Annotated in this window: 15 protein-coding genes, 1 tRNA gene and 1 pseudogene; 3 read left to right on the top strand and 14 right to left on the bottom strand. The window is 70.4% G+C overall.

The features are described from left to right. Window positions 1-224: 224 nt before the first annotated feature. The 6 genes and pseudogenes from K6K41_RS00160 to K6K41_RS00135 all read right to left on the bottom strand — a co-directional run bounded on the left by K6K41_RS00160 (window position 225) and on the right by K6K41_RS00135 (window position 6122). Window positions 225-629, bottom strand: a complete 405-nt coding sequence (locus K6K41_RS00160) for a (2Fe-2S)-binding protein (RefSeq protein ID WP_261405863.1) — start codon at window positions 627-629, stop codon at window positions 225-227. Next, window positions 524-1300: an FAD binding domain-containing protein gene (locus K6K41_RS00155; RefSeq protein WP_261403445.1), complete on the bottom strand. Its 777-nt coding sequence runs from the start codon at window positions 1298-1300 to the stop codon at window positions 524-526. Before K6K41_RS00155 ends, K6K41_RS00160 begins: the two co-directional genes overlap by 106 nt. Continuing rightward, the gene (locus tag K6K41_RS00150; RefSeq protein WP_261403444.1) at window positions 1297-1494 is read right to left on the bottom strand and encodes an FAD binding domain-containing protein; all 198 of its coding nucleotides are present in this window, start codon (window positions 1492-1494) and stop codon (window positions 1297-1299) included. The genes K6K41_RS00155 and K6K41_RS00150 overlap by 4 nt, the downstream gene beginning before the upstream one ends. 75 nt (window positions 1495-1569) lie before the next feature. Further along, window positions 1570-3954: a xanthine dehydrogenase family protein molybdopterin-binding subunit gene (locus tag K6K41_RS00145; RefSeq protein WP_261403443.1), complete on the bottom strand. Its 2385-nt coding sequence runs from the start codon at window positions 3952-3954 to the stop codon at window positions 1570-1572. 40 nt (window positions 3955-3994) lie between these two features. Then, window positions 3995-4830, bottom strand: a pseudogene (locus tag K6K41_RS00140) (alpha/beta hydrolase); the annotation flags it as partial. Window positions 4831-4835: 5 nt separating this feature from the next. Beyond that, window positions 4836-6122, bottom strand: a complete 1287-nt coding sequence (locus K6K41_RS00135; RefSeq protein WP_261403442.1) for an amidohydrolase/deacetylase family metallohydrolase — start codon at window positions 6120-6122, stop codon at window positions 4836-4838. Window positions 6123-6261: 139 nt separating this feature from the next. On the opposite strand from K6K41_RS00135, the gene K6K41_RS00130 reads away from it, so the two are divergent. Then, window positions 6262-6750: a MarR family winged helix-turn-helix transcriptional regulator gene (locus tag K6K41_RS00130; RefSeq protein ID WP_261403441.1), complete on the top strand. Its 489-nt coding sequence runs from the start codon at window positions 6262-6264 to the stop codon at window positions 6748-6750. Window positions 6751-6911: 161 nt separating this feature from the next. Here the strand turns inward: K6K41_RS00130 and K6K41_RS29190 are convergent, their stop codons facing one another. The 3 genes from K6K41_RS29190 to K6K41_RS00120 form a co-directional block, all read right to left on the bottom strand. Then, complete coding sequence (locus K6K41_RS29190; protein ID WP_315855113.1) at window positions 6912-7196, bottom strand: hypothetical protein; 285 nt, start codon at window positions 7194-7196, stop codon at window positions 6912-6914. After that, window positions 7168-8172, bottom strand: coding sequence for an amidohydrolase family protein (locus K6K41_RS00125; RefSeq protein WP_315855255.1), 1005 nt, complete (start codon window positions 8170-8172; stop codon window positions 7168-7170). The genes K6K41_RS29190 and K6K41_RS00125 overlap by 29 nt, the downstream gene beginning before the upstream one ends. A gap of 179 nt (window positions 8173-8351) precedes the next feature. After that, window positions 8352-8753 (bottom strand): nuclear transport factor 2 family protein, encoded by a 402-nt coding sequence (locus K6K41_RS00120; RefSeq protein ID WP_261403440.1) that lies wholly within the window; start codon window positions 8751-8753, stop codon window positions 8352-8354. Between the two features lie 91 nt (window positions 8754-8844). Between K6K41_RS00120 and K6K41_RS00115 the strand changes: the two genes are divergently transcribed. Beyond that, on the top strand, window positions 8845-10065 hold the full coding sequence (locus tag K6K41_RS00115; protein WP_261403439.1) for an amidohydrolase family protein: 1221 nt from the start codon (window positions 8845-8847) through the stop codon (window positions 10063-10065). A gap of 48 nt (window positions 10066-10113) precedes the next feature. Here the strand turns inward: K6K41_RS00115 and K6K41_RS00110 are convergent, their stop codons facing one another. Further along, a complete protein-coding gene (locus tag K6K41_RS00110; protein WP_261403438.1) occupies window positions 10114-10368 on the bottom strand; it encodes a hypothetical protein in 255 nt (84 codons plus the stop codon). 171 nt (window positions 10369-10539) lie between these two features. After that, window positions 10540-10614, bottom strand: a tRNA-Gln gene (locus K6K41_RS00105). 80 nt (window positions 10615-10694) lie between these two features. Here K6K41_RS00105 and K6K41_RS00100 point away from each other — a divergent pair. Continuing rightward, window positions 10695-11606, top strand: a complete 912-nt coding sequence (locus K6K41_RS00100; protein ID WP_261403437.1) for an MBL fold metallo-hydrolase — start codon at window positions 10695-10697, stop codon at window positions 11604-11606. Window positions 11607-11609: 3 nt separating this feature from the next. Here the strand turns inward: K6K41_RS00100 and K6K41_RS00095 are convergent, their stop codons facing one another. From K6K41_RS00095 to K6K41_RS00085, 3 genes are all read right to left on the bottom strand, one after another. Then, window positions 11610-12398, bottom strand: a complete 789-nt coding sequence (locus K6K41_RS00095; protein ID WP_261403436.1) for a DUF1499 domain-containing protein — start codon at window positions 12396-12398, stop codon at window positions 11610-11612. Continuing rightward, window positions 12395-13585, bottom strand: coding sequence for a M48 family metallopeptidase (locus K6K41_RS00090; RefSeq protein WP_261403435.1), 1191 nt, complete (start codon window positions 13583-13585; stop codon window positions 12395-12397). Before K6K41_RS00090 ends, K6K41_RS00095 begins: the two co-directional genes overlap by 4 nt. Before the next feature lie 97 nt (window positions 13586-13682). Continuing rightward, complete coding sequence (locus K6K41_RS00085; RefSeq protein ID WP_261403434.1) at window positions 13683-14885, bottom strand: YjgN family protein; 1203 nt, start codon at window positions 14883-14885, stop codon at window positions 13683-13685. Between the last annotated feature and the right edge of the window lie 102 nt (window positions 14886-14987).

Genomic DNA, 14987 nt, shown 5'->3' with positions numbered 1-14987 from the left:
CGCTGTTCGAGCGTATGCGCCGGGGTGAAGTCGCTCGGGAGTTCGGAGCGCGAGGTGTCCGCCCCCTCCCCCTTGCGGGGAGGGTGAGGGTGGGGGTGGTTCCGGATCTGGCTCGAAGCGTGGGCGTAGGGCTGCGCTTTATCCTGAGCCACCCCCACCCGACCCCTCCCCGCCAGGGGGAGGGGAGAGATGCGCGCCGACCGGGCCCAGCCCGCGCTCGCCCGTCACCGGCGCGATCCCTCGCGCCCTTCGATCCGCGATGACAGACAGGATCGCCTGTGTGATGCCCACGTAGCCGGTGCAGCGGCAAGGTTTCCGGCGAGCGCGACGCGCACGCGGCGCTCGTCGGCCTCCGGAAGCCTGAGAGCGAGATCGCGCGCGGTGACCAGCATGCCGGGCGTGCAGAAGCCGCACTGGAGCGCGTGCTCGCGGTTGAAGGCGGCGCGGAGTTCTCCCATCAGCTCGTCGTCGTCAAAACCCTCGATGGTGACGACGCGCGCGCCCTCGCAAGTGGCCGCGAACGTCAGGCAGGAGCGCGCCGGCTCGCCGTCGACGGAGACCGTGCAGGCGCCGCAGACCCCGTGCTCGCAGCCGAGATGCGTGCCGGTGAGGTTAAGGTCCTCGCGCAGGAAGTCGGCGAGATGGGTGCGCGGCTCGACCTCGGCCTCGATCGCGCGGCCGTTGACGGTGAGCGCGACCGGCGTCGCGCCGCGCGGTGGAGACGGACGGGGGCGTTCATGCCGCGCTCCTCAGCGTGGGAGCCGGCGCGTCGGCCCTGCGCCAGCGCGGCGAGCGCTTCGACATGGATGTGCCGGTCGACCATGTCCTCGACGCGGCGGCGGCGAGCCGCCGTCCCGTCTCTTCGCGGTCGAGGCCGGTCGAGCGGTCGTAGAGGTCGGCGGCGTCCTCGAAGACGAGCGGCGGCGCGTCGATCGCGCCCGCCACCGCGCGCGATCCCGCGCTCGGGATCGACGAGCGCGGCGCCGATCGCATGCGCGAACTCGCCGATCTTGCGGGCGTGCTTGACGTAGCCGAAGCGCGCGGCGCCTGAGACCAGCGGAATACGAACGGAGACGAGCAACTCGCCCGGCTGAAGAGCGGTCGAAAGCGCGCCTGTGAGGAAGGCGCCGATGGCGAGGCGCCGGCGGCCGGCGCGCGAGGCGATCTCGATCTCGGCGCCGAGCGCCGAAAGGGTCGAGACCCAGTCGGCCGCCGGATCGGCATGCGCGAGGCTGCCGCCGATGGTCCCGCGGTTGCGCACGGCGCGGTAGGCGATGCCTGCAGCGACGCGCGCCATCATGTCGGTCCCGACGTCGGGAGCGCGGCCGTCCTCGAAATCGGCGTGGGTGACGCAGCGCCGACCACGAGCGCGTCGGCCTCGCGGTCGATGCGGCGGAGTTCCGGGATCCCTGCGATGTCCACGAGCGCGTCGGGCTCGACGAGGCGCAGGTTCAGCATCGGGCCGAGCGACTGACCGCCGGCCAAAACCTTCACGAGACCTGTTGCCCCCGCGAGATGGTCGAGCGCTTCGGAAAGGTCGCGGGCGGAAGAGCTCGAAGCGCGCCGCCTTCATGCCGCGTCCTCCCGCGCATGAGGAGCGTCCGACGCGCTTTTGGCGCGCGCCTTCAGCACCGCCTCGACGATGCGGCGCGGCGAGACCGGCGAGGCCAGCATCTCGACGCCGAGCGAGCCGAGCGCGTCGTTGATCGCGTTCGCGATGGCGGCGGGCGGCGCGATCGCGCCGCCTTCGCCGATGCCCTTCACGCCGAACTGCGTGTAGGGCGAGGGCGTCTCCATATGGTCGATGCGCGGGGCCGGCACCTCCGCCGCGCCCGGCAGCAGGTAGTCGGCGAAGGTCGAGGCGAGCGGCTGTCCGGCGCCGTCGAACGGCATCTCTTCGTAGAGCGCCGTGCCCACCCCTTGCGCGAGGCCGCCGAGGATCTGGCCGTCGACCACCATCGGGTTCACCAGAACCCCGCCGTCCTCGACGATGACGTAGTCGAGGATCTCGACCTGTCCCATCTCGGCGTCGACCGCGACGACCACCGCGTGCGCCGCATAGGAGAAGGTGCCGCTGTCGCGCACCGGCTTGTAGCCGGCCGTGACCTCGAGCCCGCCGCCATGGACGCCCGGCGGAAGATCCTGCGGGCGCCGGTACCAGCGCGCGATCTCCTGGACCGAGACGTCTCCGTTGGGGCCGATGACGCGGCCGGTCTCGTAGCGGACCTCCGATGGGTCTGCTTGCAGCAGATGCGCGCCGATCGCCTTGAGGCGCTCGACAAGCTCCTTGGCCGCGGCGGCGACCGCGCCGCCCGCCATCACCATCATGCGCGAGCCCCAGGCGCCGGTGGAGTAGGGCGTCATGGCGGTGTCGCCATGGACGACGCGGATGCGCTTCACGGCCACGCCGAGGATCTCGTGCGCGACCTGCGTCAGCGTCGTCTCGAGGCTTTGGCCGTGGCTGTGCGAGCCGATCCGCAGCTCCAGCCCGCCGTCGGGCGTGATGCGGGCGCCGGCCTGCTCGTGGCCGGGCACCATCGGGATGCCCCAGCCCGAATAGACCGACGTGCCGTGCGCGGCCTGCTCGCAATAGATCGAGAGGCCGAGGCCGATGCGGCGGCCGTCCGGCTCCCCGCGCTTCTGGCGGGCGCGCACCGCCTCGACGTCGATCGCCTCGACGGCGCGGCGCAGCGCCTGCGGGTAGTCGCCGGAATCGAAGTGCTTCTTGGTGATGTTGTCGAACGGCATCTGCTCGGGCCGCACGAGGTTCTTGGCCCGCACGACTTCCGGCGGAAGGCCCGCCTCGCGCGCCACCGCGTCGAGCGCGAGCTCCAGCGCAAAGCACACGCCGGTGCGCGCGACGCCGCGATAGGGAAGGATCGGGGCCTTGTTCGTCGCGACCGACCAGGTGCGGCAGCGATAGGCCGGGAAATCGTAGGGGCCAGGCAGGATGCTCGCGACCTGCGCGGCTTCGAGGCACGCCGAGAAGGGGTAGGCGGAGTAGGCGCCGCTATCGACGGTCGCCTCGCAGTCGACGCCGCGGATCGTTCCGTCGCGGTCGGCGTAGACCGTGATCTCGTAGTGGTGCTCGCGGCAATTTGCGTTGGCCGAGAGATGCTCGCGGCGGTCCTCGATCCAGCGCACCGGGTGGCGCAGGCGCAGCGCCAGCCAGCCGAGGCAGACTTCTTCGGCCAGAAGAATGCCCTTGTAGCCGAAGCCGCCGCCGACGTCGGGCGAGACGATGCGGATCGCGCCTTCCTCGATGCCGAGACATTCCGACATGCCCGACCGCACGATGTGCGGCATCTGGGAGGCGGTGTGCAGCGTCAGCTGTTCGAGGCGATCGTCGAAATGCGCGATGGTTCCGCGGCCCTCGATCGGGGCCATGCACTGGCGCGCGGTCGAGATCGTGCGGCTCACCTTGATGGCTGCGTCGAACGCCTTCTCGATGCCGATGTCCACGAAGGTCTCGAGAAAGACGTTGTCGCCCCAGTGCTCGTGGACGAGAGCCGCGCCGGGCTTCCGCGCAAGGAGCATGTCGTGGAGCGCGGGTAGCTCCTCGAGATCGAGCTCCACCCGCGCGGCGAGGTCCTCGGCTTCAGCGCGTGTCGGGGCGACGCACATGGCGATCAGCTCGCCGACCTGCCGCACCTTCTCGAAGGCCAACACCGGCTGCTCCGAGACCTTGAAGCCGGGAAGCCCCGACACCGCGCGGATCGGCAGGACGCCGTCGAGGTCGGCGGCGACGAATACCTGCGAACGGATGTCTTCGGGCACGCGGATCGCGCGGATGCGGGCGTGCGCGAGCGGGCTCCGCACGAAGGCGACGTCCTGCATGCCGGCCATCTTGATGTCGGCCACATACTGGCCGCGGCCGCGCATGTAGCGCTCGTCTTCCTTGCGAGGGAGCCGGGCGCCGACGCCTTCGCCGGATATCCGCTCGGGCGCGCTCATGCCGCCGCCCGGGACTTGGCTTCGGCGAGGATCGCGAGCGCGCCTTCACAAGCGCGCCGTCGGCAGATCGGAACTCGTCGAGGATGGTGAAGTGGTCCGCGCCTTCGATGGCGATCAGCGGACCGCCGGCGCCGGCTTCAGAGCGTTTCGCGTGGAGCGCGCGGCTGTCGCGGACGAGCGCCGGGACTTCCGCCGTCCCGTAGGCGATCGCCATCGGCTTTGTGACGACCGGCAGCGAGAGCGGCGACAGCGTCGTGATCTCCTTGTCGGTCAGCTTCAGCGCGGCGTTGAGGAAGGTGTCGCGGATCGGCCCGAGCTCGTAGACGCCCGAGACGGCGAGCCCCGCTTTAACCGCCGAATGGCCGAGCAGCATTGCGGTGAGGTGCCCGCCCGCCGACCAGCCGGCGAGCACGACCGGGCCGTTCAGCCCGTGCTGGCGGCCCTCGCGGGCGATCCAGTCGAGCGCCTCGCCGAGCTCCGCGACGATCTCGGTGAGGCTCGCCTCGGGGGCCAGCGTGTGGCTCGGCATCGCGACCGACCATCCGGCCGCGAGCGCGCCTTCGGCGTAATGCGCGAAGACCTCGCGCGAATTCTTTTGCCAATAGCCGCCATGAATGAAGACGAGGCAGGGGGCGTCGCGATCCGCGGAGCGGTAGACGTCGATCCGGTTGCGGGCTTCGGGCCGTATTTCAGGTCGAGCTTCGAGCCGTTCGCCGAACGGAATTCGGCCGCCAGCCGGTCGCGCTCGGCGACCAGCTCCGCGCTGTTGGCGACCGCCGCGTTGTTGTTGTACGCGGCGTCGCGTTCCGCCTGGGAGAGCGTCTCCCAGACATCCTGCGGGGATGGCCCCGCCAGCGGGGCAGGAGCCGCGGCCATGTCGCTCACGCGGCGATCGCCTGCGGGAGGATCGGCGAGTCCGAGTCGATCTTCTTGCCCTTGCGCAGGCAGAAGGCCGGCTGCAGCAGGCGCTCGGCGATGACGCGATGGTCCTCGTTGTCGCGCAGCACGAAGCGGCCGCGGACGTCGTCGAGCACCGAGACGTCCGCCGTGCGGCCGACGGCGAGCGAGCCCAGAGAATCCTCCATCTGCAGCATCTTGGCCGGATGGGTGGTCACCATCTTGACCACGTATTCGAGGTCGAGGCCGAGCGTCATCATCGAGCTCATGGCCTGGGTCAGGCTGAAGCGCGCCTGGCCCTTGAAGGGGTGGTTCTCGTCGTCCTCATGCTCTTCCGGCGTGCCGAGCGGGACCGGGATCTCCGGCACCTGCGTGTTGTAGCCGTGCATGTCGGCGCCGAGCGTGTGGGGCACGACGCCGGCCGCAAGCGCCTGCTTGGCGAGGCGGTAGGAGAAGTGGCTCCCATGGCCGACGTCGACCTTCAGGCCGCGGTCGATCGCCGCCTGGATGACGTGGTGCAGCTCGCCCTCGCGGTTCACGAAGCCGCCCGGATGGCGGGTGAACGGATGGGCGAGCACGTCGCCCTCCTTGAGCAGCGGAATGACGCGCTCGAGAATGGTGTCGGCGTCCTCGCCGTTGACGCCATGCTCGGGCAGTCCCCAGAGCTGGCCGAAATGGACGTAGAGCGGCACTTCCGAGCGGCGGGCGATCTCGGCCGCCATCTCCATCACCCTGATGCCCCAGCGCGCGAAACCGCCGATTTCGGCGTGGCCCTTGATGCCGCGGACGATGTCGCGATTGGCGCTCGCCGAGCGCACGGTCGCTTCGATGTCGACGCAGTCGGGCTGGTAGAGGTTGGGGTAGAAGTGGCCCTCGAGGCCGCCGACGAGATAGGCGGAGAGGAACGCCAGCACGTTGGTCTCGGCGGGCTCGGCGATGAACTTGCGGAACCCCGGCAGCGTCATGCAGGACGGGCCGCCCTGGTCGATCACCGTGGTGACGCCCGAACGCACGCCGACCATGTCGGGCTCGAGCCCGAAGCGGCCGGTGACGTACTGGTAGACGTGGCCGTGGGTGTCGATCATGCCCGGCAGAACGAGCTTGTCCGCCACGTTGACGACTTCGCGCGCGGCGCTCGGAAGGATCGCCTCCTCGACGGCGGCGATCTTCCCCGCCTTCACGGCGACGTCGCGGACGCCGTCGATCCCGCTGGCCGGGCAGATCACCCTGCCGCCCTTGAGCAGCAGATCGTAGCCGGGGGCTTCCGCCATTGTGGTCCTCCGTGACGCGGCCCGCGTCTTGCAGCGCAGGCGAAAAAGCGAAGTATGCTTCGCAATTTCGTATGCACGCGGCATGCCAGAAGCGGGCGTCGGCTCGACCGAGGGCCGGCCAGAGGAGCGAAGCGGATCAATGGCGGACGATGAAAATTCGAGAGATTCCAAGGAATCCTGGCCGCTCGCCGGGCGGCCAGGATTTCTCGCGCGGCGGCTTCACCAGATCCATGTGGGCCTGTTCATGGAGCTTTGCGCCGAATTCCGGATCACGCCGCTGCAATACAGCCTGCTGACGGCGCTCGCGGAGTGCGGAACGGCCGACCAGTCGACGCTGGCGCGTCTCGTCGCCCTGGACCGCACCACCACCACAGGCGGCCTGAAACGCCTCGAAAGCCGGGGACTCATCCAGCGCGTGACCTCCGAGCGGGACCGGCGTTCGCAGGAGTGCAGGATGACGGCGGAAGGCGCGGACCTGCTCGAACGGATCCGCGAGCCGGCGCGCGCGGCGCATGAGCAGACCATCTCGAAACTGAGCAGATCCGAGCAGGCGACCTTCATGCGCCTGCTGGAGCGCGTCGTGCTCGCCAACGAGGCGCGCGACGCCGTCCGGATGCCTGAAGAATAGGCGTTCGCCGCCTTATTCGTGCGCAGATCCTAATCGAGCGCGACATCGGAAAACGTTCCTCTGCCGACTGCGCCGGAAGACTGGTCCTGACCGGGTAGGGCGCTCCCACGGCGACTGTCGCCGCCGAACGACGGAGGCTTTGGCCGCAAGGCGCTAGGACGTCATCCGCAGCCCGCGCAGCCCTGGAACCAGTGGCGCAGCGCGGCGTCAAAGCACGGCCAGCCGCGGTCGAGCTCGGCGTAGCGTCCGACGTCCTGGCGGAACCGGGCCCGCAGCTCGGCCTCCGCGCCGTCGAGATCGACGCTCGTCAGCTTGCCGTCCGAGACGACGCTGCGGCCCGCCACGACCAGCTCGCGGAGATGGCTGGCGGTCGCGCGCGCGAACAGAAGATCGAGCGGGTCGACCGGCATGACCGCGTCACGGTCGAGCGCGTCGAGGTCGAGCACGCAGAAATCCGCGGGCCGCCCGGGCGCGAGCCCCGTCGCCGGGCGCGCCGACGGCGGCGCGGCCGGACGCGACGGCGAGCGCCAGAAACTCCGCAGGCGTCCAGTTCGCGTAAAGGCCGGAGCCTGCGTGCACGCCATGGACGAGGCGCATCTCGCGCAGAATGTCGTCGTCCTCGTCGAGCGCCGCGCCGTCGACGCCGACGGCGACGCGCACGCCCCGCCGATGGGCCTCGGCGATCGGCCCGAGGCCTGAGCGCAGATGCATGTTGGAGCTGAAGTTGGTGACGATGCGGGCGCCCGAAGCCGCGATGAGGTCGAGTTCGTCGGGGCGGGCGCAGACGCAATGGGCGAGCGTCAGGCGCTCCGACAGCAGTCCAAGCCCGTCGAGAAACGGCGCGATCCCGTCCGGATGCGCGCTGTCGGCCCAGAGGCGCTGCCGCTCGGTCTCGAGCAGATGCATGTGGACGCGCCGTCCCGTGCGCGCCGACGCCTCAGCGATCGCCTCGAGGAGCGCTGGCGAGCACCATTGCGGGCCGGCCGGCCCGTACTGGACGTCGACGAACGGGCCCGAGATCGCCTCCGCGAGCTCGTCGACGAGCGCAAGATAGCTTTCGGGGCTCGTCGGCGGCCGCACGAATGTCTCGCGGAACAGCGCGCGCGTCGCTTCGGGCAGGGCGTCCAGAACCTCGGTCTCGTCGCCATAGACCAGCGGGTTCATGTCCTTGACGGCCGGCGCGAAGGCGATCCGCACGCCGACGTCGGCGGCGGCCTTCGCGATCGCCCGGGCTTCTTCGACGATCGGCATGGTCCCGCTCGGCCGCGTGTAATGCACCATCACGGCCCCGCAGCCGCTCCGCGCCGCGCGGGCGAGCGGGGCGAGGGCGGCGAGATAGGGGTCGGGCGGGGTCGCGAAGATCGTGCGCGGCAGCCACGACTCGAGCGGCGTGAACGCCGCGCCGAACGAGTTGGAGGACAGCGGCCGCGCGTGGTCGTGCGCGTTGACGAGCGCCGGGATCGCCAGCCTCCGCGGGCCGGGCGCCGGGCCGTCGAGCGGCTCGATCGCGACGATGATCCCGTCCTCGTGGCGCAGCGCGACGTCCGTGCGCAGCGTCGCGCCGTCGAACAGCGCCGAGACGGCGACTTCGGACGCGGCGCTCAGGCGTCGATGCCTTTACGCACGAGGATGCGCTCGGCGCTGTCGTTCCAGACGTCCATCGTCACGATCTTGCCGTCGCGCACCACGTAGCGGTCGACATAGCGGTTGCCCTCGAACGGCTCGCCGTCCGGCCACTCGCCGTAGAGCGTGCCGACGCTGTAGACCACCGTCTCGCCGTCGCCCGGCGCGACGTCGAACCGGCCAAGGCGCTTCTTCACCCATTTGTAGCGGCGGGCGTTGACGCCGGTCGTGCCGCTCGGATGGCTGAACTTGCGCCCGCCCGTGAAGGTGATCTCGACGTCCGGGGCCATGAAGGTCGCGGCCCGGTCGGGGTCCGGCGCCATCGAGGCTTCCAGGAAATCGCGCACCAGCGCGGCGTCGGGCGGCAAGTCGTCGGACATCGTATGAGGGTCCCCTGAAGCTGCGGACGTTGCGAGCATAGGCCGATCGCGATGCATGATGCACGCCGAACCGGAGCAGGCGGAGACCAAAATGAATCTGGACCTCGTGGTGACCGACGCTCGCCTTCGCGGGCGGGACGAGCCCGTGGCGATCGGGATCGCGTCGGGGCGGATCGTCGCGATCGAGCGCGAGATCGCGGCCGACGCGCCGGTCCGGAGCGCCGGGGGGCGGCTTCTGCTGCCGGGCTTCGTCGACAGCCACGTCCATCTCGACAAGGCGTGCCTGCTCGGCCGCTGCGGCCATGACCATGGCGACCTCAAAGGCGCGATCGCCGCCGTCTCGGCGCTCAAGCGCGGCTTCACCGAAGACGACGTTCTGGCGAGGGCGGCCGCCTGCCTCGACCGCGCGATCGGCCACGGCACCACGCGGATGCGGACCCATGTGGAGGTCGATCCGCGCGCGGGCCTCAGAAGCTTCCGGGCGCTCAAGCAGGCGAAGCGCGACTACGCCTGGGCGCTCGACCTGTCGCTCTGCGTGTTTCCGCAGGAGGGGCTCACCAACGATCCTGGATGCGAAGAGCTGCTGGTGGAAGCCTTGCGCGACGGCGCCGATCTTCTGGGCGGCTGCCCCTACACCGACTCCGATCCCTCCGCGCAGATCGACCGCCTGTTCGATCTCGCGTGCGCGTTCGACGTCGACCTCGACCTGCATCTCGACTTCGACCTCGATCCCGCGACCTCATGGGTCGAGGAGGTGTGCCGCAAGACGGTCGAGACGGGCAGGGGCGGACGCGTGGCGATCGGGCACGTCAAGCTCTCGGCCATGCCGCGCGAGGCGTTCGAGGCCGCCGCGCGACGCCTTGCGGACGCAGGCGTCGCGGTGACCGCGTTGCCGGCCACGGACCTTTTCCTCATGGGGCGGGACCGCGACGCCGACCGCCCCCGCGGCGTGACGCGCGTCCATGAGCTCGCCGCGCACGGCGTCGCCTGTTCGGTCGCGACCAACAACGTCCAGAACCCCTTCACGCCCTTCGGGGATCTGTCGCTGATGCGGATGGCCAATCTCTACGCCAACGTCGCGCAGGTGGGGCCGGAAGGCTTCGGCGCGTGCCTCGACCTTGTCACCGAAAGCCCCGCGCGCTTCATGAACCTCGGCGACTACGGCCTGCGCGTCGGGGCGGCGGCGGATCTCGTCGTGATGGACGCTGCGGACGCCGACGAGGCCTTCGCCTCGATCACCGCACCGCTCTGGGGACTGAAGCGCGGGCGCGTCAGCTTCGAGCGCCCGCGGCCGATTCTGAACCGGCCTTGAGCTGAGACCGGCGGCGGCGCCGTTCCGCGCCGTCGCCGGGAGACCGCATCAGCGCGCGCTGACGGTCCGCTCGTTCGAGACGCGCAGGACGCGGCGTCCAGCGGTCGCGTCGTCGGCCGCCGACTGGCGGAACTGCGGCGCGCGGCGATCGAGCGATGCGTTGGCCGAGCCGTCGAGCGGGACGCCGCGCGCGACCGCGACCGAGGCCGAATAACCGGTGATGGTGGCGGGCGTGACGGGATCCGCGACGGCGGCGGTGCTCGCGACGGCCAGGGCCGCCAAACCATAGACGATGCTTTTCATGACGCTCTCCTTTGGATGAGCGGCGCCGGCTCATATGTCGGCCGTCGCTCTAGGCGTCATGTCGATATTACGCCAACGAAGCGCAACAATGCGAATAAGGCTAACTGCATTGCGATAGCGCAATATCTGCGGCCGCCGGCAGAAGGCGCTTTGGCGTCGATCGTCTTGGATTGGCTGGGGCGGGAGGATTCGAACCTCCGCATGGGGGAATCAAAATCCCCTGCCTTACCGCTTGGCTACGCCCCATCGACGGCGTAATGCGCCGACGGATCGGATGGATAGCCGCGGGACGGCCCCGCCGCAACCGATCTCGTTCGGGAGCTCGCATGGCCGACGACCTGGTCTTCGACACCACGCATGACGCCTCGCCCGGCGAGGTGGTGGAGGTGGCCGAGAACGTCCGCCGGATCGTGGCGCCGAACGGCTCGCCCTTCACCTTCACCGGCACCGCGAGCTACGTGGTTGGCCGCGGCGTGGTGGCGATCGTCGATCCCGGTCCCGACGACGCCCGCCACCGGGCGCGGCTGCTCGGGGCGGTGTCCGGCGAGACGGTCAGCCACGTCGTCGTGACGCACAGCCACATGGACCATTCGGAAGGCGCGGCGGCGGTCTCGGCGGCGACCGGCGCGCCGATCGTGGGGGCGGCGGCCCATGCTCGCTTCCGCCGCCTGCATGACGGCGAGACCGGCGCGCTCGACGCCGGCGTCCACTTCGCCTACCAGCCCGACCAGGCGCTCGCGGACGGCGAGGGGATTTCGGGACCGGGCTGGTCGCTGGTCGCGGTCGCGACGCCCGGCCACACCGCGAACCATCTGTGCTTCGCGCTGCCGGAAAGCCGCCTGCTGCTGTCGGGCGATCACGTCATGGCGTGGTCGACCTCGATCGTCGCGCCGCCCGACGGGGCGATGGGGCCTTACGTCGCCTCCCTGCGAAAGCTGATCGAGCGCGAGGAGGACTTCTACCTCCCGGGCCACGGGCCGGCGCTCAGGAACGCGAGGACCTTCGCCCGCCACCTCCTCGGCCATCGCCTGATGCGCGAAACCGCGATCCGCGCCCGGCTCGCCGAGGGGCCGCGGCGCATTCCCGATCTCGTCGCCGAGCTCTATCGCGGGCTCGATCCACGGCTTGCGAAGGCCGCGGGGCTTTCGGTCTTCGCCCATCTCGAGGATCTCGTCGAGCGCGGAATCGTCGCGACCGACGGGCCGGCGCTTCTCGATGGGCTCTATCGGCCCGCCTGACGCTCAGGGCGCGACGTTGGCGGCCGCCGCAAGGTCGGCCAAGAACGCCTTGATGCGCGCCGCGTTGGTCCCGAAATCGCGCGTCCCGAAGCGGGAGGCGGAGCGCATGTCGACGCGCGAGCCGTCGCCGTCGGCGCGGATGCGGATCGACACGTCGTCGGAGACGCCGAGCAAAGGCGTGCGCGCCACCGCCTCGATCCGGCCGGTCGGGGGACCGCCGCGCGGATAGGACGTCGGCCCGAGCAGGCGCCATCCGCGTTCCTCGACGACGCCGATCGCAAGGTTCGACGCCTCCTCCGGCGGCAGCGGCAGGCGGAGAGAGGCGAGGTCCGGATAGGCGGCGCGCTGCGTCTCGGCCTGCGCGGGCGATATGGCGACAGGGGCGGGGAGGTCGACGCGCGCTCGGTCCCGCGGGGCCCTGTCGAAGCGCGGCGGGTCGACGAGGTCGGTCGAGACGTCGGTGAGCGCTGGCGCCGCCACTCCTGCGCCTGCGACGTAAGCGGGCCCGGCGAGGGTCGCGGCTGCGATCAGAAGCGCGAACAACGCCCGCACGCCGCCCGTGCGCCCCGTCCGCCAGACGACGGTCATGGCGACAAGGGAAAGGGGTACTGCGAGCGCGGCGAGCAGGAGCCCTGCGAGAAAGGCCGGAAACGCGGCCGAGGCCTCGATCGCGCGGAATCGGATCAGCGCGGCGGCGTAGAGCGTCACAAGCAGCGCGAAGAAGGCGAGCGACAGCGCCGCCCCTGCGAAGAACGAGCGCTTCGGCGGTTCAGGCCTCAGTACATAGGTCATGAGGGTTTGCCGCAGATGCGCTGGATCGCGAGGAAATCCGCGCCGTCGACCACAGGCGAAAACGGCCCGTCGCCCGCGACGGCGTCGACGCGGCGACGGCGCTCTTCGCTTTCGGGATGCGAGGAGATCCAGCTCTGCAGCGAGCGTTCCTTGCGCTTCTCGGTCTCGGTCGGTTTTTCGCCGGCGTCGTCCGTTTTGCCGGCCTTGTCCTGGTCGGCCTCCGGTTCGGACGCGCCCTCGGTCAGGCGCGAGAGAAATTCGCCGAGCGGGCGCGGATCGGCTCCGATCTTTTTCATCAGGTCGGCTGCGTAGTCGTCGGCGTTGGTTTCGGCGGCCCGCGAATAGTGCGCTTCGCTGAGCACGCGCGCGATGGTGATGGCGGCGGTGCCGCCCACCACGTCGCCGAGGATGAAGCCGAACAGCAGCGACGCCCCGCCCGCCTGCAACGCCCGGCGCGCGCCGTCGCGATGGGCGACGTGGCCGATCTCATGGGCGAGCACGCCCGCGATCTCGTCGGCCGAACGGGCGTTGTCGAGCAGTCCGCGGAACAGGTAGACGCCGCCGCCCGGCAGCGCGAGCGCGTTGACGAAGTCGCTGCGCACCACCGTCACCTTGATGGGGACAGGGAGCGCCGCGGCGTCGGAGAGCCGTTTCGTCAGCCGGTCGAGCGCCTCGCGGCCGGGCCGCTCCTCGGAGGAGGCGCCGCATTCGAAGCCGCCGGGATCGGTCGGGAACACCGCGCGGATCTGGCGGTCGGCGATGTCGCCCATGTGTCGGTCGACGCTCCAGGGCAGGAGCGGGGCGACCCGGTCGGCGAGCGCCGGCACGCCGTAGAAGGTGAAGAGCGAGACCGAGACCATGGCCGCGAGGCTCCACAGCACGACCTTGCGGGTCGTTCCGCGTTCCTCGGCGAGCGCGGCGGTGAGGCGGGGGGCGGAGGCGCGGATCTGCGCGGCGAGCGCCCGATCGCGGATCTCCAGCCGGGCGAGCGCGTTCCCGCCGTCATGGCCGAGCCGCAGGAGTTCGGGCGGCGCGGACAGTTCACGGAGCTGGCCGAGCGGCCACATGTCGAGCCGCGCGCCGTCCGGACGCAGGATCTCGAGCGTCGCGTCCTGAAGGGCGACATGGACGTCCTGCCGGCGGCTCGTGAGCCCGTCGAAGAAGACGCCCGTTCCGCTGCTCGTCACGTGCTACGCCCGATACATGTCGTCGGTCGCGACGGGACGGCCCCGGCGCGGGAGCGACTTTGCCAGAGGCCGCGCCGCGCCGCCCATGCGCTTCGGCTCAGAACCCGCCGAAATCGATCGCGTCGGCGATGCCTTCGCCGAAGGCGTTGGCCACGGGCGCCTGCGACTGGGCGGCCATCAGCGCCGGAAGCCCGAAGATCTCGACGCTTTCGAACGACTTGCGCCAGATCGGCCGGACCCCGAACAGCTGCCAGAGCGCCGCGAAGGCGAGCGCGATCACGAAATAGACCAGCACGCCGCCCGCCATCACGGCGTATTGGGCGGGGCCGGGCTCGGTCGCCTGGAGCACGCCGTTGGCGTGCAGCAGATAGGCGATCAGCCCGCCCACGGCGCCGACGGCCATCGAGAACAGCAGCACCACGCCGAAATAGCCGGCGTAGACCTTGAAGAACTGGAACAGGCCGAGGTCGCAGCTCGCCGCCGCCGGACCGATCGAGCAGCCGTTCGCCCACCAGCGGTATTCGATCGCGAGATAGACGGCGAAGACCACCGGCAGCAGCAGGAACAGCACGAAGAGCGCGGCGTGCGCGGGCGAGGCCTGGGCCGCGCCCGGCGTCCGCATCTCGAGCGCCGCCAGCACCGCGATCGGGCCCACGATGACGACGACGCACAGCAGCCACAGCAGGAAGCCGCGCTTGAACAGCTGGCCGCCGGTCGAGGAGAACGCGCCCTGCTGGTCGCCGTACCAGGTGTTGGTCATCTTGTAGCGCTCGAGGCTCGCACGCATCCAGGGGTAGACGAGGCCCAGCGTCAGGATGACGAGGATCGCCCAGCCGAGCGACTTGGCGGCGTAGGCGAGGCCCGAGCCCGTCTGCTGAAAGCGCACGCCCCGCCAGATCGTGCGGGTGAGCCGGTAGCGCCGCGCCCGGAAGAGCGCGAACTGCGCGAGGAAGATGATCGCCACGGTGGCGACGTTCTGGAACACGATCGTGCCGATCGGCCCGAGCAGGAAACTCAGGAAGAAGATCACGCCATAGAGCGGGATCACCACCGCGAGCGCGATGAGGAAGCCGATGAAGAGCTCCACGCCGCGGCCGGTGTATTCGAGATAGTCGCCGCCGACCTCGACGCGGTTCCACAGGAACCGGCGGACGTTGGTGAGGTACCAGAAGCGATAGACGCCGAGCGTCAGGACGGTGAGCGCAAGGCCCTTGAAGACGATCGGGAACATCTCGCCGGCCGAGCCCTGGAAGCTCGGCCTGACGCCGGTTTCGCCCTGGTCCGCGTTCCAAGCCGTCATTGCGCCCCCGACGTCTTTCTGCGCAGCCCCCGCTGCTTGTCGACCGCTTAAATCACGGATTTGTTGCGCAGGCGAGACGGAACGACAGCCCTGGGATGTGGT

The sequence above is a fragment of the Chenggangzhangella methanolivorans genome (assembly GCF_019797865.1).
Classification (GTDB): domain Bacteria; phylum Pseudomonadota; class Alphaproteobacteria; order Rhizobiales; family Methylopilaceae; genus Methylopila; species Methylopila methanolivorans.
This window is presented reverse-complemented; position numbering and strand designations above follow the sequence as displayed.